This is a genomic window from Dysgonomonas reticulitermitis (assembly GCF_054601275.1).
This window is the reverse complement of the sequence record NZ_BAAHWU010000027.1, coordinates 13,147-33,876: the sequence shown is the minus strand read 5'-3', so window position 1 is coordinate 33,876 and position 20,730 is coordinate 13,147. Positions and strand designations below refer to the sequence as shown.

Genomic DNA, 20,730 nt, shown 5'->3' with positions numbered 1-20,730 from the left:
ATCTATGAATATGAAAAAATTTATTAAATATATATGCCTGATAGCCATCTTATTTGGCTCAGTATCCTGTAGCGATTTTCTGACAGTGGATCCTGAAGACTCTCTTACTACAGGCAACTATTATAACAGTGCAGAGAGAATACGCGCTAATACAGCAACACTGTATGGCAGTGTGTGGTGGGATTTTGATGCTCAGTTTATGTGGCTGGCAGGTGACCAAATGGCCGGAGACCTGTATTATACATACGATCAGGAAGGTCAGTTCTTCTATTTCAGCTACAACAATGGGAATACTTATATCACCAATGGATGGAAAGGTTTGTACCGCGTTGTGTCTTTTGCTAATTCAGTAATAAATGATATGCCTAAGGCTGCTTCGAATGTTTCGCAAAGTGTTGTTGATGCTGCTGTGGCAGAAGGTAAGTTTATACGGGCAGTTGCATACTATTACCTTACAGAATACTGGGGCGAAGTACCTATTATAGAAAACTCCTCAGATATGATTGTATCGGGTAATATGTTTGTACCTCGCAATACCCGCAAAAGCTGTTATGAATTTATGATTCGCGATCTGGAATATGCAGCAGAACATCTGCCGGCAACAGATTCTCAGGCGGGGAGGGTTACTAAATGGGCTGCAGAAGCTATGTTGGCAAAGGTACATTTAACCTATGCGGCATCAGCTATCGGCAATTCCGGTACATATGGTGATGCTGCGGCACATTTCACGAAAGCGAAAGAGCTATGCCAAAGTGTGATAGAAAATAGTGGCAGGACATTGGAATCCGATTATAGCTACTTATTTACGTGGGAAGCAAATAACTGTCCTGAATCACTGTTTGCATTTCAATGTAGAACAGGAACTTATGGTGGTGGTAATTCGCGTAATGTGAGTTTTTCCAGAAGTTCTGTAATCGCAGACCAGACGTGGGGTGCGGGCAAAGGGCCGACTCTTGACTTACAAAAAGCTTTTGACCAGCAAAAAGATAAACGCCGGGTATGGACCTATATGAAGCAAAATGATTATTATTCGATGTTGAATAAAGCAAACGGAGGTTATCATTACAACAATTACGTAGAAGCTGACAACGAGAACCCGCATGAAATGCTTGCCCATATTAAGAAATATGTAATAGGGAAAGCAGCAGATACGGATAACCATGTAGGGTTGAATCAGGATGCTGCAAATAATATACATGTAATACGCTTGGCAGATGTTTATTTGATGTATGGCGAAGCTGTTCTTGGTACCAGCGCATCTACATCCGATACCAAAGCTCTTGAGTATTTTAATGCTGTCCACGCCGACCGTGCGGGGCTGACTCCGGCATCTTCACTGACATTTGAAAGCATTTTGAAAGAGCGTCGTTTAGAGTTTGCTTTTGAATCTTTGCGTTGGCTCGATATCAAACGTTACTATTATCGTAATCCAACTGCAGCATTGGAACTTTTGAACAATCAGAAGCGTGAACTGATATATGTATTAAAAGATGGTATTTCTTCTGTTGAAGACAGAAATAATAACGATAACTATCAGGAATACACTCCTGAAGCCGGATTTATTAAGGTATACGACTCTCAGATGTTCTTGCCTATTCCGGCAGAAGCTCTTACAGGTAATCCTTTGTTTAAAGATCCTGCTGTGGATTATACATTTAACGATTAATAAAAGTTATGAAAACATATATAAAGAATATATTATTATTGACCGTAGTCTTCATAGCCTCGGTTGGTGTATTTTCTTCGTGTAGCGATGACAATGACAATGGTTCAGCTGTAGTCAGATATGTTCGGTCAACCGACGCTACAGCATCAGATTCTATTATCACTAAGGCTTTCTTAGGTGCCACTATTGCTATAATCGGAGATAATCTGGATGGTGTAAAAGAAGTCTGGTTTAACGATCAGAAAGCGAAATTAAATCCTGTATACGTAACTAATCATTCCATATTGGTATCCATCCCGAACGATATACCGGGTGAAGTCACAGGCAAAATACGCTTGGTAACAGGTGCCGGATCGGAAACTCTTTTCGACTTTGGCGTTGATGTGCCTACTCCTGTTTTGACTTCATTGAAATGTGAATACGTTGCAGACGGGGATATTGCAGTGATTAACGGAGATTTCTTCCTCGAACCTAAAGTATATTTCAATGGAAATATGTTGGCTGAGATAGTCTCTTTTACAAAAACTCAGATTCAGGTAAAAGTTCCGGCAGGTTCAAAAGCAGGACCTATCACAGTCGAGTCTTTATATGGTTCTACCCGCTCTAAATTTAGTTTCAGGGATAACAATGTACAGACTCCGACAACCCATATCTTTATAGATTTTGAAGATACAAGTTGGAATACTTGGGGATTTAGCGCTTTTGCCAATGGTGGCGGGCCTACAGGTACATATATGGTGATGGAAGGTTCCCTTGGATCATGGGCATGGCCGGCAAATCCATTACAATTTTATTACAACAGCCCTACTCGTCAGCCGATTGCTTCCGAAGGAGAAATAAGTGAAATGGCTCTTCGTTTTGAAGTTTACTCACATGAATGGCATGATACACCATTATTAATATGGTTCTCTAACCAGGCAGATACTCATAACGTTGATGGCAACGACGCGCAAGCCCATTGGAAACCATACTTGAAAAACGGGGTTAAATCTAATTATGTAACTGACGGATGGGTTACTGTGACTATTCCTTTGACAGACTTTAAATATAGCAAGGATGAATCTGAAGAAGGGCGTTCTATCACGAGCCTGAACGAACTGGTAGATCTTCATGCCATGTTTTTTGGAGCGGCAGATGCTACTACGAATGTAAAGCTGTGGATCGACAATATGCGTATTGTAAAATATAAATAAGCCTAAATAACTATGAAAAAGAATATAATAAAATATTGTACATTACTTCTTATTGTTGTGGCTTTGGGGTGTTTCTCAAGTTGTAGTAAGGATGATGACAACAGTGTGCATCTGGACGCTTTTGGTCCAAGTCCGGCTTTACGAGGGGGTGAACTTCGCTTTCTTGGTAGCAATCTGGACAAAGTAACGGAGATCATACTTCCCAATGAAATTTCTGTGAAAGAAATAACACAGGTTTCTAATGGCGAAATTGTTATTAAATTGCCGCAAAATGTTGTCCCCGGATATATTATACTGAAAACTCCTGATGGCGATATAACAACTAAGACTAAGCTGACTTTGTCAGAACCTATCACTATTACTAAGTTCTATAAGACAGGAACAGAAAATGTGACTTCTGTCAAGGCCGGAGATGAACTGACATTTGAAGGGGACTATCTAAACCTGATCCGTGAAGTTGTGTTCACAGATAATGTTGTAGTTTCGTTGGATAGAGAAGAAAATGGAAGTTATCCTCGCGATAAATTTACGGTGAAAGTTCCACTTGGTGCTCAAACAGGCAAGATTGCATTATCTAACGGCGCAGAAATCCCGATTCTGGTGTATACAGAGACAGATTTAACTGTAGCTTCGGTTTCTGTTACATCAATTTTGCCGGCAACAATCAAAGCCGGTACAGAACTAACCATCAAAGGTGTAAATCTTCAATTGGTTGAAAAAGTAAAACTGTCATCAAATTTGGAAATTACAGTTCCTCCTGCGGAAAATCCATATGCCGATCTTGCAGAAATAAAAATCACTGTGCCTGAAAATACTCAGGATGGGGATGTTCTTCTTGTCGCTTATTCCGGACTTGAAACTAACGCAGGTGCCATAACCATGATGTTGCCGACTGTTACATCTGTGTTGCCTAATCCTGTAAAAGGAGGTACACTGTTGACTATAAAAGGGACGAATTTGGATCTGGTAGCTAACATCAATTTTCCTAATGTAGAAAATGCTGTGGATGTGGTGTCAAAAACAGTGAGCCAAATTACGATAAATGTTCCTGTTGAAGCTGCTGATGGAAATTTGGTATTGAACACAAATTCAGGAAAGACAGTAGAGGCTGCTTATACTACAGTTAAGTCTGCTATAACAAATATCACGCCAACAAGTCTGGTAGCAGGTAATGATATTACTATTACCGGTACTAATTTAGATTTGGTGCGTTCGGTTACGTTTGGCGGAAATGTCTCTGTTGACATTACACCTACAAGCCCGACATCATTCGAGGTTACAGTACCTACTACAGCGACCAGTGGAACTGTGAAATTGACCCTGGTAAACAATGCAAGTGTGACATCTTCAGTGTCTTTGAATGTAACACCTTCTTCAAATCCGGTTATAGCTTCTATGCCGGCAAGTGCTAAGCCGGGCAGTGATATCACGTTAACAGGGACAAACTTGAATACTGTGGAAGCGTTTTATGTAGGCACAGTTAAGGTAACATCATATTCTTCACGTACAGCTACATCAGTAACCTTTACAGTGCCAGCTTCCGTAGTACCGGGTATTTATACTGTCAAAATGGTTAATTATAGTGGTGATACATTCTATTCCGGCAATACGATTACAATTACAGGTACAGATCCGGTTACAGATCTTTCTTTGATAATCTTCGATTTCGAGAATGGATTAGCCAATGACGGACGTTGGAATGGTGTAGGGCAGGAAAGTTCTACGGGTGGTATATCCGGTAAATACTATGAAATTACTGCAGCTACATGGGGTACAGATTATTGGTGGTTTGCCGAAAACTGGATGACTCATCCTTCGGTTTCCGGAAAATCCAATTATGCAGTAAAAATAGATGTTCGTTTGAAAACCGATGTTCCGGCTCCTGCTACAGGAAGATCTGAAGTTCGTTTGATGTTTAGTGGTAAAGTCGTTAACATTCTTCCGTATCTGCTAGATGAGAGTGACAGTGTCTGGACAACAGGAGGAGAATGGAAGACTATAACGATCCCATTAACTGCATGGAGTGATCTATCGGATCCGACGCCAGCAAGTGGTGGAGAATGGGGGATGGCGACATGGATTAATGGGTCCGATTTTACCGGATTCTGCGTAGATAATATCCGCTATCATAAAATTAATTAATTATATCTATTGATTGGGCTTTTTCATAAAAGCCCAATCAATACTAAAATATTGCTATTTATGAAAATAGAACAATATAAAACTACGATAAAACTGTTAATGCTACTATCTGTTTCATTTGTATTTCTTTCCTGTCAGGATGATTATGATGTAACAGGAGAACAAAAACATACGGAACCTCCTGTTCTGATCTCTACAGATCCGGCTTCAGGTGGTAGTATATCTCCGTTTTCCGATGGTGTAAGACTGGTTTTTGATAGAGAGGTTACAGTCGACTTGTCAAAAATTCAGTTACCGGGAGCTGTTATTACCGGTTCTTCTTTGTCTGAAAATACCTTAACGCTCGCTATAGATGATATGGAAGATAATACAGATTATACATTAACTATACCGAAAGGTACCATTAAAGGTGTTCCGGGTATACTGAATCAGGAAGATATTATTGTTAAATTTAAAGCAGGAGCGGTACCTGAAATAACAAAGACTCTGGTAACGCAGAATGCTTCCTCCCAAGCGCAAAAGGTATATAATTTCCTTATGGAAAAGTATAGAAGTAATATTATTTCGGGAGCCATGGCCAGAGTAAACTGGAATACGGAAGAAGCCGATCGCGTATATCGTTGGACAGGGAAATATCCCGCGCTGAATACGTTCGATTATGTTCATCATTACGCTTCTCCTGCAAGCTGGATAGATTATAGCAATACTACCGTTGTAGAAAATTGGTGGAACAATAATGGCCTGGTAAGTATTATGTGGCACTGGAATGTTCCTGCATCAGAGGGTAGTTCAGAATATGCTTTTTACACGGATGGCACTTCATTCGACGTTACAAAGGCTGTAACAGACGGTACATATGAGAATACGCAGGTGAAAAGTGATTTGAATAAGATAGCTGATTATTTATTGCTATTACAGGCTAAGAACGTTCCTGTTATCTGGCGTCCCTTGCATGAGGCGGCAGGAGGTTGGTTCTGGTGGGGAGCGAAAGGATCAGATGCTTATAAGAAATTGTGGATTATGATGTTTGATACATTTAAAACGAAGGGCATCAATAATCTCATATGGGTTTGGACTACTGAGACCGGAGACGAAAGCTGGTATCCGGGAGATACTTATGTAGATATTATCGGACGGGATATTTATAATAATACGGATGCATCGAGCTTATATAGTGAGTATAGAAGTATACGTAAGCTACATCCCAACAAAATGGTAACTCTGTCGGAATGTGGCAATGTAGCCAATATTGCCGATCAATGGAATGCTTTAGCTAAATGGTCGTGGTTCATGCCTTGGTACGATTACGATGCAACAGACGAGTCCGTTCATATGCATGCGACAAAGGAATTCTGGATAAATGCTTTTAACTCGGATAAGGTAATAACACGCGATATGATGCCGAGTTTAAAATAAATAAACGATTTTATTTTATAGATAAGAGTTCTAATTATAACCATTTAATCTATTAAAACCATGTTTGTAAGAATATTATATTTTATAGGGATATTGTATATGCTTTCTTTTCCTACGGCCTGTGCAGAGACTCAACCATCAGAAAATAAAATAGAAACATTTGTTGATAAACATGGATGGTTATCAGTCAAAGGGACTTCATTGATAGATGAAAATGGTAAAATTTTAGTAATGAAAGGTGTTAGTTTAGGGTGGCACAATTGGTGGTCTCAATTCTACAATGAGTCTACAATAACGTGGTTGCAGAACGATTGGGGCTGCAACCTTGTTCGTGCTGCAATAGGTGTAGAACCCGATGGTGCATATACAGATAATCCTTCTTTAGCTAACAAGTGTCTCGACAATGTAGTTGATGCTACCATCAAAAATGGAATGTACGTAATCATTGATTGGCACAGCCACAATGTAAGAATGGAAGAAGCCAAAGAATTTTTTATGCGGGTAGCGAATAAATATAAGGATTATCCGAATATCATTTATGAAATATTTAATGAGCCCGAACGTATATCTTGGCAAGAAGTAAAATCGTATTCCGAAGAATTAATCAAGACCATCAGGGCTATTGACCAAAGAAATATAATCCTTGTTGGAACTCCCCATTGGGATCAGGATATTCATTTGGCGGCAGATAATCCGATAATAGGATATGATAATATAATGTATACCTTACATTTTTATGCGGCGACACATAAACAGGAACTTCGTACCCGTGCCGGTTATGCTTTACAAAAAGGCCTCCCGATATTCGTTTCGGAATGTGCAGGTATGGAAGCTACCGGAGACAGGCCTATTAATCATCAGGAATGGAATAACTGGGTAGAATGGATGGCTAAAAACAATTTTACTTGGGTAGCATGGTCTGTATCCGGCAAAAATGAAACATGCTCTATGATAAAAGATGATTCATCCCCTGTCAGCGGGTGGGCCGAAAATGATCTTAAAGAATGGGGCATGCTTGTTAAGGGCTTATTAAAAGAATGAATTTGACAAAAAAGTATTATATATTATAGCTTTTTTACTCATTTATTTTAGTAAGAAAGTATAGTGTTTTGTTAAAATAGTATTTGTTATCATAACTGGATACTGATAAATTTGTATCGTACAATATTCAATATATTACCATGAAAAGAAATATTCTAAACTATATTTTATTTTTCACTTTAATTACATCATTTTCCTGTAAATCGCAAGTTGCTGAAATTACAGATACTCTAAGTGAAGTTTATACTGATACATGGAAGTTTCGTGCCGGAGAAGGTAAAGATAGCCTTTGGATGAATGTTGGCTATGATGATTCAGGATGGGTGGATGTACTCTCTTCTAAATTATTAAAAGATCAAGGTCAATCTCCGGATAATGGTTTCGGTTGGTATCGTAAAAGCATACAATTGTCAGACAGTTTAAAAGACGGTATAAAAAAACAAGGTGCAGCAATGCTTCATTTAGGAAGATTGGCTGCAACGGATGAAGTATATCTTAATGGGAAACTGGTTGGAAAAACGGGAGAATTTCCGGATAACTACAGCGGGTATCACGATGGCGAACGTAATTACCTTGTATCGGAAGGAGATATAAATCTTACGGGAGATAATGTTATAGCTGTGAAATTCCATGACGGATGGAACCTTGGAGGTTTTCTTGAAGGGGCTAGGTTAAGTATTTCTACAGCACAGACGAAAGATAAATTATTGTTAAATGTTGCAGTTGCCGATTCCGATTATATTTTCATGTCTCCCGATCCTATTAAAATAACCGTAAATTTAGAAAACAAAAATTTATGGGATGTAGAGGGACAACTGGTAGTAAGCTTTACCACCGATGATTATCGCCCTGTAAAATCAGATTCTTTAAATATAGAACTAAAAGCTAAAACCACATATACCGGATCGTATGCATTAACCGGTCCGACTCCCGGATTTTACCGATATACAGTAAAGTTTAAGCGTAACGATGAACTACTTTGTGAGAAGAAATTCAATGTAGGCTATGAACCTGAAAAAATAGATTCGCCAATTGATACCAAAGAAGATTTTAAAGCTTTCTGGGATAATAACTTAAAAGAGTTGGCAAAGATAGCACCCGATTATAAACTGACGTTGGTTCCTGAATACTCTGAAATAGATTACGATGTCTATCTGGTAGAAATGAAATCGTTTGGTAACGAGCTGATAAGGGGATATTATGCTAAACCTAAGAGGGAAGGGAAACATCCTGTAATTGTGGAATATATGGGTTATGGCTCGCAACCTTATCCGCCAAATCGATGGTGGGATGCCTTTGCTTACTTTGTCTTGTCTATCAGGGGACAAGCTTTGAATCAGCCTACAAACCGCTTTGGCACATGGATTACTTACGGACTGGATAATAAGGATGACTATTATTACAGGGGAGCATTTCTCGATGTGGTACGGGCTCTGGATTTTGTATGCAGTCGTCCTGAAATAGATAGCGATAAGATTGCTGTACGTGGTGGCAGCCAGGGTGGTGCATTATCTTTCGTGGCGGCCGCCCTCGATAAGAGGGTTAAAGTAGCTGCTCCCAGCATCCCGTTCTTGTCCGATTATCCTGATTACTTCAAAATAGCGCCTTGGCCGAAGAGTGATTTCGATTTTTATATGAACAATCATCCGGACGCAAAATGGGAAGATATTTATAGCCTGCTTACATATTTCGATATAAAGAATTTGGCACAATGGATAGAGTGCCCTCTGATTATGGGCATCGGGGTGCAGGATAATGTTTGTCCGCCACATATCAATTTTGCTGCGTACAATCAGGTAAAATCAGAAAAAAGATGGATGGCCTTCCCCGAGTTTGGACATAGTGTCGGTAAAGAATATAATGAGGCTGCAAAGGCTTTCTTTAAAGAAAAACTGAATATTAAGTAAATTCTTGAAAATAAAAAGAAATATATAATGGGAAAACTAATTCTTTTTGCAGTAATGGCTTTATTTACAATTTCTTGTACTCATAAAAAGACGAATCAAACATCTGGTGAACCCGCTTTTGTTAAGCAAAAGGACGGACATTTCGTAATAGGCGATAAGCCTTATTACTTCATCGGTACAAACTATTGGTATGGAGCGATACTGGGTTCTACCGGAGAAGGTGGAAATCGGGATCGTCTGCTCAAAGAACTCGATTTTATGAAAGAAAACGGCATAACAAATCTTCGTGTGCTCGTTGGAGCAGATGGCGTTGCCGGGCAGGAAGTTAAAATAAGACCAACATTGCAAACCGCTCCCGGAGTGTATAATGATACTATTTTTGATGGTCTGGATTTCTTTATGGCCGAATTGGATAAGCGTGATATGCATGCGGTATTGTTCATCAACAACAGTTGGGAATGGAGTGGGGGATATGGACAGTATCTCGAGTGGGCAGGAAAAGGAAACGTTCCTGAAAAAGGAGTATACGACTGGCCTGTGTTTGTGAAACATGTGGCCCAATATGCCGGTTGCGACAGTTGTCATGAAATGTTCCTGAATCATGTAAAACATGTAATAACGCGTACCAATAGATATACAGGCAAAAAATATATCGATGATACGGCCATCATGTCGTGGCAGGTGGGTAACGAGCCGCGCGTATTCAGCGACGAAGGCAAGCCGGCTTTTGTAAAATGGATGAGAGAGGTTACTGCCTTAATACGTTCGCTGGATTCGAATCATCTTATCTCGACCGGAAATGAAGGCTTAATGGGTTCAGAAGGTGATATGACGTTATATGGAGACATACACGCTGATCCTAATGTAGATTATCTGACTATACATATCTGGCCGAAGAATTGGAGTTGGATTGATATAACTAAGATAAGGGAGTCGGTCGATACTGCTATTATTAGAACAAATCAATATATCGCAGACCATATTGCTATTGCTAAGAAATTGAATAAGCCGATAACAATAGAAGAATTTGGTTTTCCGCGTGATAATCATAAATATACACTTGACGACCCGGTTACTGCCCGTGATAAATATTATTCAAATATATTTACGCAGATAGTTGCGTCAGCCAAAGAAAGAGGAAATTTGGCCGGATGTAACTTCTGGGCTTGGGGTGGATATGGGCGTCCGGTTCATGAGTTTTGGAAACCGTGGGATGATTATGTAGGTGATCCCTCTCAGGAGGAACAGGGATTGAACTCTGTATTCGATACAGACCCTACAATCAAAGTAATAAAAAATTATGCCGAACAATTGAAATAATAAAAGGAAGAATACTAAATAATAGAAAAACCTAAAAATACATAGTACGATGAATGAGCTTTTTAAGAAACGTCTTGCGGCTGTTACAACAGAATATGAGCAACTGGTAGCATTGAAGAATGAGCCGATATTACCGGGTAATGGTATATTCGAACGATATAAAAATCCAGTGTTAACAGCAGGTCATACTCCTGTTTTTTGGAGATATGATCTATCGCCCGAAACGAATCCGTATTTTATGGAGCGTTTCGGCATTAATGGTACATTTAACGCAGGCGCTATAAAGTGGAACGGTAAATATATAATGGCTGTGCGTGTGGAAGGAAACGACCGTAAATCCTTCTTTGCCATAGCCGAAAGTCCGAACGGGATAGATAATTTTCGCTTTTGGAATTATCCTGTAATAATGCCCGAAACAGACAATCCTGATACGAATGTATATGATATGCGCCTGACGGCTCATGAGGATGGTTGGGTCTATGGAGTGTTCTGTTCCGAGCGTAAAGATCCGAATGCTCCTGCCGGAGATTTATCGTCTGCTGTTGCGGCAGCGGGTATTGCACGTACAAAAGATTTAATCAATTGGGAACGCCTTCCCGACCTTAAAACAAAAAGCCAGCAACGCAATGTTGTCCTTCATCCTGAATTTGTAAATGGTAAATATGCCCTTTATACCCGGCCTCAGGATGGATTCATCGATGCCGGAAGTGGTGGTGGAATAGGCTGGGCGTTAGTTGATGATATAACAAATGCAGAAGTAAAGGACGAAAAGATAATTAATTTCCGTTACTATCATACAATCAAAGAATTGAAGAACGGAGAGGGGCCTCATCCTATAAAAACGTCTAAAGGCTGGCTTCATTTGGCACATGGTGTTCGTGCCTGTGCCGCCGGATTGAGATATGTTATCTATCTTTATGTTACAGATTTGGAACAACCTGATAAGTTGATCGCAGAGCCGGCAGGACATTTAATGGCTCCTCTTGGAGAAGAACGTGTGGGGGATGTATCCAATGTGTTGTTTACTAATGGTTGGATTGCAGATGACGATGGTACGGTATATCTTTATTACGCGTCTTGCGACACTCGTATGCATGTAGCTGTATCGTCGGTCGACCGCTTGTTAGATTATTGTTTTAATACGGTATCTGATGGTTATCGCTCGGCAACATCTGTTGAAACATTGACGGCATTAATAAAGAAAAATCTGGAAAAAAAATAAAACCTGAGAATTGACATAATATATAAATACCATGAATACAAATAAAGTTTCGTTAAAAGAGAAGGTCGGCTATGGTTTCGGAGACATGGCGTCATCTATGTTTTGGAAAATATTCGGAATGTACTCGTTGTTTTTTTATACCGATGTTTTCGGAATAACGGCTGCCGCTGCCGGAACGATGTTCTTGGTTGCCCGGGTATGGGACTCTTTTTTCGATTTATTTGTTGGTATTGCAGCCGACCGCACCAAAACCCGGTGGGGTAGATACCGGCCTTATATATTATGGTTTGCTATACCTTTTGCCGTAATGGGCGTTATTACTTTCTTTGTTCCTGATTTTGGAGCTACGGGTAAGCTGGTATATGCATATGTTACCTATTCGCTAATGATGATAGTATACTCTCTCATCAATGTACCTTATGCATCTTTGTTGGGAGTAATGTCACCTGATCCGCAGGAACGGAATATACTTTCGTCATATCGTATGTCGTTTGCATTTATCGGTAGCTTTATTACATTTATGCTGCTACAGCCACTTATCGATGGTTATGCAAAAGCTTTTGATACAGAAGGAGTTCAAGCCGTAGAAAAAGCAGTGGAGACAACAGTCAGTACTTCTCCTGTTGGCTGGACATTGGGTGTGGCTACTATTGGTATAATTTGTACTATACTATTTTTCTTTTGCTTCAAGTGGACACGCGAGCGTGTTGAGCCTGTAAATAAAGAAGAAGATACTTCTGTAAAACAAGACTTGAAAAATCTTTTTTATAATGCTCCTTGGTGGATATTAGTAGCAACCGGGCTTGCTGCATTGCTATTTAATGCTGTACGTGATGGGGTTGCTATTTACTATTTCAGAGATTTTGTTCATGTAACGTATAAGATGCCACTTACAGGTTGGGATATGACTACTATCTATTTTTTGATCGGACAGGCAGCTAATCTTGTCGGAGTTATTTTAGCACCTACTTTATCTGCAAAATACGGAAAGCGAAGGACTTATATGATTGCAATGGCAGGAGCTGCTATACTTAGCATTATATTCTTCTTTGTGCCTAATCATTTGGTTTGGATATTGTTATTGCAAACCCTGATTTCACTCTGTGCCGGTTATGTGTTGCCTTTGCTTTGGAGTATGTTTGCTGATATTGTAGACTATCAGGAGTTAAAGACGGATCGTCGAACTTCGGGTTTGATATTCTCTTCGTCGTCCATGTCCCAAAAATTAGGTTGGGCTTTGGGAGCTGCACTTACAGGATGGATATTATTTATATTCAAATACAATCCTGATTTGGCACAACAAAGCACTGAAACTATTTTTGGCGAGCGTCTGATGATTAGTTTAATTCCGGCTATATGTTGTTTATTGGCATTCATTGGCATGTATTTTTATCCGTTGACAGAAAAGAAAGTAAAAGAGGTGACAGCCGAACTGGAAAAACGCAGATCTGATAAATTGGAAAATCAATAGGAGATATGTACGGATTTAAAGAGGAACTTGAAAATAATATACTATCCTTTTGGATAGAAAAGATGCAAGATAAGGAACATGGTGGCTTCTATGGACAGATAGACGGCAATAATGTATTGTATCCGCGAGCCAATAAAGGGGCTATACTGAATGCTCGTATTCTGTGGACATTTTCATCTGCATACCGGATTTTGCGAAATCCAAAGTATTTGAAAATAGCTCAGCGGGCGTTCGATTATATTGTAACTTATTTTATAGATAAAACATATGGAGGCGTCTATTGGGAGTTGGATTATAAGGGAAATCCTGTAAATACGAAGAAACAGACTTATGCACAGGGCTTTGCATTGTATGGATTTTCTGAATTTTACAGAGCGACAGGAAATATATATGCATTGGAATTAGCTAAAGAGTTCTTTTATATGATAGAGAAATGCCATGATAATGATTTAGGTGGCTATCTGGAAGCCTTTACTCGGGACTGGGAGCCTATAGATGATATGCGCCTGAGTGAGAAAGATGCCAATGAGAAGAAAACGATGAATACGCATTTGCATGTGTTAGAGCCGTATGCTAATCTTTGTCGTATTTGGAAAGATGAACAATTGGAGAAGGCTCAAAGACGTTTGATAAATGTTTTTAAAGAAAAAATATTAGATAAAAAGACAAAACATCTCAACTTGTTCTTTGACGAACAATGGGATGTGAAATCGTCTGCCGTATCGTATGGACATGATATAGAGGCTTCGTGGTTGCTTTTCGAGGCTGCGGAGATATTGGGCGATAAAAAAATATTGGCCGAGATTACGTCTATTTCGCTTGATATAGCTAATATCGCTTCGGAAGGCCTTGAAGCTGATGGCAGTATGATTTATGAAAAAGACGCGAATCATCTGGATAAAGAACGTCATTGGTGGGTACAGGCAGAAGCTGTAGTCGGATTTATGTATGCTTATAAAAATTCGCAAAATATTATATACAAAGAAAAAGCTGCCCGTATATGGAATTATATTCAAAACATGATCGTTGATAAGGAAAATGGAGAATGGCACTGGAGCCGTTTGCCGGATAATACAATAAATAATGAAGACGATAAAGCAGGGTTTTGGAAATGTCCTTATCATAATGGTCGTATGTGCATGGAGATGATCGAACATTTTGATATCGAATAATGAGCGTGTAATAAAAAGATTATATTTGCATCCATATGCAAATTTGTTAAATTGAGAAACATGAAAAAAGCACTTGTAATAATGGCTACTGTATTAGGGGTTTCGTCAGGACTAACAGCCCAGAAAAATGATGAAATAAATAAAAAAGCAGCAGAAATAGTGTCGAAAATGACACTCGCTGAAAAAGTTGGGCAAACAGCTCAAATAAGTATTGATCTGGTTACTAAAGGGAAGGATACACCTCCGGCCAGTACACTGGAAGTAGACATGGATAAGCTTCGCGAAGCTATCGTAAAATATCACGTAGGTTCTATATTGAATTCTCCGAATACTCGTGCCCGTACGCCGGAATGGTGGACCAAGGCTGTGGAACAGATGCAAAGCGTGGCAATGAATGAGACCCGTGTTAAAGTACCTATTATTTATGGATTGGATCAGATTCATGGTGCTACTTATACAGCCGGATCCACGATGTTTCCTCAGGAAATAACTGTGGCAGCTTCATGGAATCCTGCACATGCCCGCAAAATGGGAGAAATAACAGCATATGAAACCCGTGCCAGTAATGTGCCCTGGACTTTTTCTCCGGTACTCGATTTAGGCCTTGATCCTCGTTTTCCCCGTCAGTACGAAGGATTTGGGGAAGACCCTTATGTCGGATCTGTTTTTGGCCGTGAATTAATTAAAGGATATGAAGGTGATGATAATAATATAGGTAATCCACACAAAGTAGCGGCATGTATGAAGCACTTCCTCGGTTATTCGGCGCCTATCAGCGGGAAAGACCGTACTCCGTCCTATATCCCTGATAATGTATTGCGCGAATATCATGTTCCTGCATTTCAGGCAGCTGTTGATGCCGGCGTACATACAGTGATGATAAACTCGGGTATTATAAACAATGTACCTGTACATGCCAGTTACGAACTGTTGACAACATTACTTCGCAAAGAGATGGGTTTTCAGGGAATGATTGTAACCGATTGGGAAGACATTAACAAATTATATAGTCGCGACAAAATGGTTACTTCGATAAAAGAAGCTATCAAAGTGGGAATCAATGCAGGAATTGACATGTCAATGATTCCAATTGCTTACGAAGAATATTGCCGGCTCTTGACAGAACTTGTAAATGAAGGACAAGTGCCGATGTCCCGTCTTGATGATGCGGCGACGAGAGTAGTAGCTTTAAAGCTAAAACTGAACTTATTTGATGTACCGAATACATACCGAAAAGATTACCCGGAATTTAATTCAAAAGCGTATCAACAAGCATCATACGATGCCGCGGCAGATGGTATTACTCTATTAAAGAATGCAGGAAATGTTTTACCGTTGAAAAAGGGTACGAAAATTCTTATTACAGGACCTAATGCAGTAAGTAAACGTTCTTTGAATGGGGGATGGACTTTCTCCTGGCAAGGCGAGAAGATAGATGAATTTGCGAGCCGGTATCATAATTTATTAGATGCGATACAACTTAAGTTTGGTAAGGAAAATGTTTCTTATGTTCCGGGTGTAAGTTATACAAACGAAACAAAGTGGGATACCGAGCATAAAGATAAGTTTGATGAGGCTATCGCAGCAGCTAAAAATGTGGATTATATTGTGCTTTGTCTGGGTGAAAACTCATATTGTGAGAAACCGGGCGACTTGAACGATCTGTATCTGAATGAACTGCAAACAGAATTGGCTCAGGAAATGCTTAAGTTCAATAAAAAAGTTATCCTTGTTTTAAGCGAAGGACGTCCGCGCCTTATTTCCAAGTTTTCTTCAAAATTAGATGCTATTGTACAAACTTATTTACCGGGAGTTTATGGTGCAGATGCACTAGCTGACATTTTAGCGGGAGATGTAAATCCATCCGGAAAATTACCGTATACCTATCCGGCATTCCCGAATTCATTGGTTCCGTATTATCATAAATACGCAGAGGAACAAGTAAATACAGATGCCGCTTACAACTATGAAGGTGACTATAATTTTGAGTATCCTTTTGGCTATGGTCTTAGCTATACAACATTTGCATACTCTAATCCGAGAATAAACAAAGCGGAATTGCCTCTTGGTTCGAATGAAGATATTTTGATTTCTATTGATGTAACAAATACAGGAAATAGAGAAGGGAAAGAAGTTGTTCAGTTGTATTCAAGTGATTTATATGCTTCGCTGGTTCCTGATGTGAAAAGACTTCGCCGGTTTGAAAAGATAACATTGAAAGCGGGGGAAACAAAGACTGTTACATTTAAACTGAATGTAAATGATCTATCTTTCATCAATCTGGATAACAAACGTGTTGTAGAACCAGGTGATTTCGTGTTTCAGGTAGGCTCTTCATCAGATGATGCCGCAAATAAGATAGCATTTACAGTAAAATAAACAGATATGAAAAAAGGCTTATTTATATTAATGTTAATCGCGGGCTTTGCAGCTTGTAAGCAAAAAGAAATTTTGACAGAAATGAAACAACCTATTGACAAGGATGCAACTAAAGAAACGGTTGACCTGTACAATAAATTGTTTAAGTCTTTAGATCGAGGTATAATGCTTGGTCATCAAGATGCATTAGCCTATGGTCATGCATGGTATAAAGAGGCCGGACGCTCCGATGTTAAAGATGTGACAGGTGACTATCCTGCTGTAATAGGGTGGGAGTTAGGTCATGTAGAGATTGGCGCGGAATTTAATCTCGATTCTATCTATTTCAGTGATATGAAGCAGTATATCAGGGATACATACGCGCGGGGTGGTATTACTACAGCCAGTTGGCATGGTGATAACATTGTGACAGGGAACACTGCTTGGGATTGTAAACAGGATTCTGTTGTACGTACTATTCTGCCGAAAGGTTCTAATCATGCAAAATATTTGACATGGCTGGATCAGGTAGCCGGTTTTTTCCTTGACCTGAAAGATAAGGATGGTAAATATATTCCGGTCGTTTTCCGTATGTATCACGAACATACCGGTAATTGGTTCTGGTGGGGCAATGAGCAATGTACTCCCGATGAATATAAGCAACTGTGGATAATGACAGTTGAGTACCTCCGGGATAAAAAGAATGTGCATAATTTACTATATGCTTACTCTCCGTCAGAAATAAAAGATGAGGCTCATTTCTTAGAACGCTATCCGGGTGATGAATATGTAGATATTGTAGGTTATGATAGCTACGTACCCGGAAAAGACTCTATGGCTATCCTGAAATATAAAGAGGCCATGGAACGTAATTTGAAAATAGTGACAGGATATGCCTTAAAATCGGATAAAATACCGACTATCGGGGAAACAGGAATGGAATCGATACCTGATTCTACCTATTTTACACAAGTAGTATATCCTTTGATCAGTCAGCATAAAATAGCATGGGTACTATTCTGGCGCAATGCCTGGGAAAGAAATATGCCGGGCCATTTTTATGCTCCGTTTGCCGGACATCCTTCTGCGGAAGATTTTGTTGAGTTTGTCAGTAAAGACAACATCTTAATGAATAAAGATATCAAATGATACTCGACAAAACTATAATATGAAAGAGGGTGTGTCAAAAGTAGAACAGCACTATCATACTTTAGACACACCCTCCTTTATCGGTTACGGCATCGTCGATTAAACTCCTCCCGCATTAAAAGCAGGAGGAGAATTGAAATCAGACGTAGTTATATAGTTACTTTGCTATGCAACATGCTAATAACCAGTACTTTAAGGTTGCTACATTTAGATCGGTTGAACTTTTGGTTGCTGAAAATCTTATGGTATTAATTCCATCTCTTTTATTACTCCATAGAGCAGCTCGGTTTCCCCTGGCATCTAACTTGCCTTCTGGGTTGTTACGCCGACCTGCAGCAGGAAAATATATAGACGTCCCGAATCTCCATCCATTACTAAAGTTATTTGCGTCATCGCTGTCGAAAGCGCCGGGAGCTTGTGTTTTGGGATTCAGGGTGGAGTTGGTAATAAATTGCCATTCTGAATCATTTGGCACACGAAGGTGTACACTTGTCTGCCCGAGTAAAGCCAGGCGCCACTTGGATCTGGTTCTGTCACCGTTGTTGGCACCCCGTCTACCGTCTCGTCTGTCGCATCCTGTTCTACTGTCTGCGCAAAATCGGTACTATAATAGAGCTTGTGGGCGGTCAGTTTGCCGTTAACGTCATCGTTACCCTGCGCTATATCGAAGATGGTTCTGCCGGTGAACGTACCCGAACCGGAAGGCAAAGTTCCGGGGTCAATCAAGTCTTCACAGAGTGAAATCCATTTCTGTTTGTTCCAATATTCCATACAACCGGTGTCGGTATTGTAGATGACAAGCCCCGGAGCGTTCGCCAGCTCGGTGGCGGTGACTCCGCTCCCCGATGGATTTACAGGGTTGCCGGTGGCTGTCCCTAAAAAGTAGTCGCGCCAGTCATTGCGCTCTTGGGTAGATAACTGCGGCAGGCGAAGCCCACCCTTTGTAAGATTGGTGGAAATCTCCAGTACAGAAAAACTCTGGGGAGCTGTACCTTCGCCGATCGTTACTTGCGCGGAAACTGTCCCTGCATAAGCTGTGAGCAGCAGTATAATAATCGTAAGTTTCACTTTCATTTTGTTCATGTATTTATTATATCAAGTAATCTAAAATATTTACTGTCGCATGTCATCCTGACCGCAGGGAAGGATCCAAATCTCCGAGAAATAGGAGATGCTTCCTGTCGTCAGCATGACAAACCAGAATTTAACTAAAAAGTAACAAACTTCTACAGTTATCAGTAAACAGTAGTCAGTAGTCAGTAGTGAGTAGTCAGTAGTGAGCGCTCAGAACTTTTTGACTCCTGCTTTTTTAACTAAAATGTAACAAACTTCTACAGTTATTTTTTAGCCGTTAGTCGATAGCCTTTGCTCGCGCGGCTATCCTCTTTGTCATCCTGACCGCAGGGAAGGATCCAAATCCCCGAGAAATAGGAGATGCTTCCTGTCGTCAGCATGACAAACCGGAATTTAACTAAAAAGTAACAAACCTCTACAGTTATCAGTCATCAGTCAACAACTTGTACCTCGTATCTCGTCTACTCGTATCTTTTTAACTAAAATGTAACAAACTTATACAGCTATTTTTTAGCCGTTAGTCGATAGCCTTTGCTCGCGCGGCTATCCTCTTTGTCATCCTGACCGCAGGGAAGGATCCAAATCCCCGAGAAATAGGAGATGCTTCCTGTCGTCAGCATGACAAACCAGAATTTAACTAAAAAGTAACAAACCTCTACAGTTATCAGTAAACAGTAGTCAGTAGTCAGTAGTCAGTAGTCAGTAGTGAGCGCTCAGAACTTTTTGACTCCTGCTTTTTTAACTAAAATGTAACAAACTTATACAGTTATTTTTTAGCCGTTAGTCGATAGCCTTTGCTCGCGCGGCTATCCTCTTTGTCATCCTGACCGCGGGGAAGGATCCAAATCCCCGAGAAATAGGAGATGCTTCCTGTCGTCAGCATGACAAACCAGAATTTAACTAAAAAGTAACAAACTACTACAGTCATCAGTCAACAGTTATCAGTAAGCAAGGCCTTTTCGTCATTGCGAATTGAAAATCGGCGGAGCCAACAGGAGTGAAGCAATCCAGAGTATTGATTATTAATGGATTGCTTCGGGCGAACCCTCGCAATGACGTGCGACAGTCAACAGTCAACAACTCGTACCTCGTATCTCGTCTACTCGTAACTGTTTAACTAAAAAGTAACAAACCTCTACAGTTATCAGTCATCAGTCAACAACTTGTACCTCGTATCTCGTCTACTCGTAACTGTTTTCAAAAAGTAACAAACTCCACACTCATTTTCAAATTTTCAAATTATCTAATTATCTAATTATCACTACATCTATAGATAAAACCAGCGCCGGACAATGTTTCACTTTTGGCTCCGCCGATTTTGCCTCGCCTTCGCTTCGGCGATTGATAATTCAATTCATTCTTCATTTTTTTGACGGGTTGCCCTGATCCATGAACAGTGCGTTTTTATTTCTACTTTAAGTTCTATAAATAAATATTTTATAAAACTTAAGCAACAAAAATAATTTATTGATATATTTTTGTCATCCTGAGTGAAACGAAGGATCCCAGCCTTAACAGGCACCAGATGCTTCCTTCGTCAGCATGACAAAGAGAAAGAAAAAATATATCATTAATATTTATAGAATACTAAGATTTTGT

The 20,730-nt window shown here is 39.8% G+C and carries 13 protein-coding genes; 12 read left to right on the top strand and 1 reads right to left on the bottom strand.

Features of this window, described 5'->3' with window-relative positions; genetic code table 11:
• The first annotated feature begins 10 nt into the window (after positions 1 to 10).
• From ACYPZI_RS10715 to ACYPZI_RS10660, 12 genes are all read left to right on the top strand, one after another.
• Positions 11 to 1,666 carry a RagB/SusD family nutrient uptake outer membrane protein gene (locus ACYPZI_RS10715; RefSeq protein WP_459601412.1) on the top strand — a complete coding sequence of 552 codons (1,656 nt, stop codon included), beginning with the start codon at positions 11 to 13 and terminating at the stop codon, positions 1,664 to 1,666.
• An 8-nt stretch (positions 1,667 to 1,674) separates the two neighbouring features.
• Complete coding sequence (locus tag ACYPZI_RS10710; protein WP_459601410.1) at positions 1,675 to 2,859, top strand: glycan-binding surface protein; 1,185 nt, start codon at positions 1,675 to 1,677, stop codon at positions 2,857 to 2,859.
• A 12-nt stretch (positions 2,860 to 2,871) separates the two neighbouring features.
• Positions 2,872 to 5,001 carry a glycan-binding surface protein gene (locus ACYPZI_RS10705; RefSeq protein ID WP_459601408.1) on the top strand — a complete coding sequence of 710 codons (2,130 nt, stop codon included), beginning with the start codon at positions 2,872 to 2,874 and terminating at the stop codon, positions 4,999 to 5,001.
• Positions 5,002 to 5,061: 60 nt separating this feature from the next.
• Positions 5,062 to 6,417, top strand: a complete 1,356-nt coding sequence (locus ACYPZI_RS10700) for a glycosyl hydrolase (protein WP_459601406.1) — start codon at positions 5,062 to 5,064, stop codon at positions 6,415 to 6,417.
• Positions 6,418 to 6,477: 60 nt separating this feature from the next.
• On the top strand, positions 6,478 to 7,458 hold the full coding sequence (locus ACYPZI_RS10695) for a glycoside hydrolase family 5 protein (RefSeq protein WP_459601404.1): 981 nt from the start codon (positions 6,478 to 6,480) through the stop codon (positions 7,456 to 7,458).
• Positions 7,459 to 7,598: 140 nt separating this feature from the next.
• Complete coding sequence (locus ACYPZI_RS10690) at positions 7,599 to 9,365, top strand: acetylxylan esterase (RefSeq protein ID WP_459601402.1); 1,767 nt, start codon at positions 7,599 to 7,601, stop codon at positions 9,363 to 9,365.
• A gap of 27 nt (positions 9,366 to 9,392) precedes the next feature.
• The gene (locus tag ACYPZI_RS10685) at positions 9,393 to 10,685 is read left to right on the top strand and encodes a glycoside hydrolase 5 family protein (RefSeq protein WP_459601400.1); all 1,293 of its coding nucleotides are present in this window, start codon (positions 9,393 to 9,395) and stop codon (positions 10,683 to 10,685) included.
• Between the two features lie 49 nt (positions 10,686 to 10,734).
• Positions 10,735 to 11,907 (top strand): glycoside hydrolase family 130 protein, encoded by a 1,173-nt coding sequence (locus ACYPZI_RS10680; protein ID WP_459601398.1) that lies wholly within the window; start codon positions 10,735 to 10,737, stop codon positions 11,905 to 11,907.
• Positions 11,908 to 11,938: 31 nt separating this feature from the next.
• The gene (locus ACYPZI_RS10675; protein ID WP_459601396.1) at positions 11,939 to 13,378 is read left to right on the top strand and encodes an MFS transporter; all 1,440 of its coding nucleotides are present in this window, start codon (positions 11,939 to 11,941) and stop codon (positions 13,376 to 13,378) included.
• Between the two features lie 5 nt (positions 13,379 to 13,383).
• Entirely contained in the window at positions 13,384 to 14,550 is a 1,167-nt protein-coding gene (locus tag ACYPZI_RS10670; RefSeq protein WP_459601394.1) for an AGE family epimerase/isomerase, read from the top strand.
• 60 nt (positions 14,551 to 14,610) lie between these two features.
• A complete protein-coding gene (locus tag ACYPZI_RS10665; RefSeq protein ID WP_459601392.1) occupies positions 14,611 to 16,929 on the top strand; it encodes a glycoside hydrolase family 3 N-terminal domain-containing protein in 2,319 nt (772 codons plus the stop codon).
• An 81-nt stretch (positions 16,930 to 17,010) separates the two neighbouring features.
• Complete coding sequence (locus ACYPZI_RS10660) at positions 17,011 to 18,057, top strand: glycoside hydrolase family 26 protein (RefSeq protein WP_459601390.1); 1,047 nt, start codon at positions 17,011 to 17,013, stop codon at positions 18,055 to 18,057.
• A gap of 429 nt (positions 18,058 to 18,486) precedes the next feature.
• Here ACYPZI_RS10660 and ACYPZI_RS10655 read toward each other — a convergent pair whose 3' ends face one another.
• Positions 18,487 to 19,140 carry a hypothetical protein gene (locus tag ACYPZI_RS10655; protein ID WP_459601388.1) on the bottom strand — a complete coding sequence of 218 codons (654 nt, stop codon included), beginning with the start codon at positions 19,138 to 19,140 and terminating at the stop codon, positions 18,487 to 18,489.
• Positions 19,141 to 20,730: the final 1,590 nt, after the last annotated feature.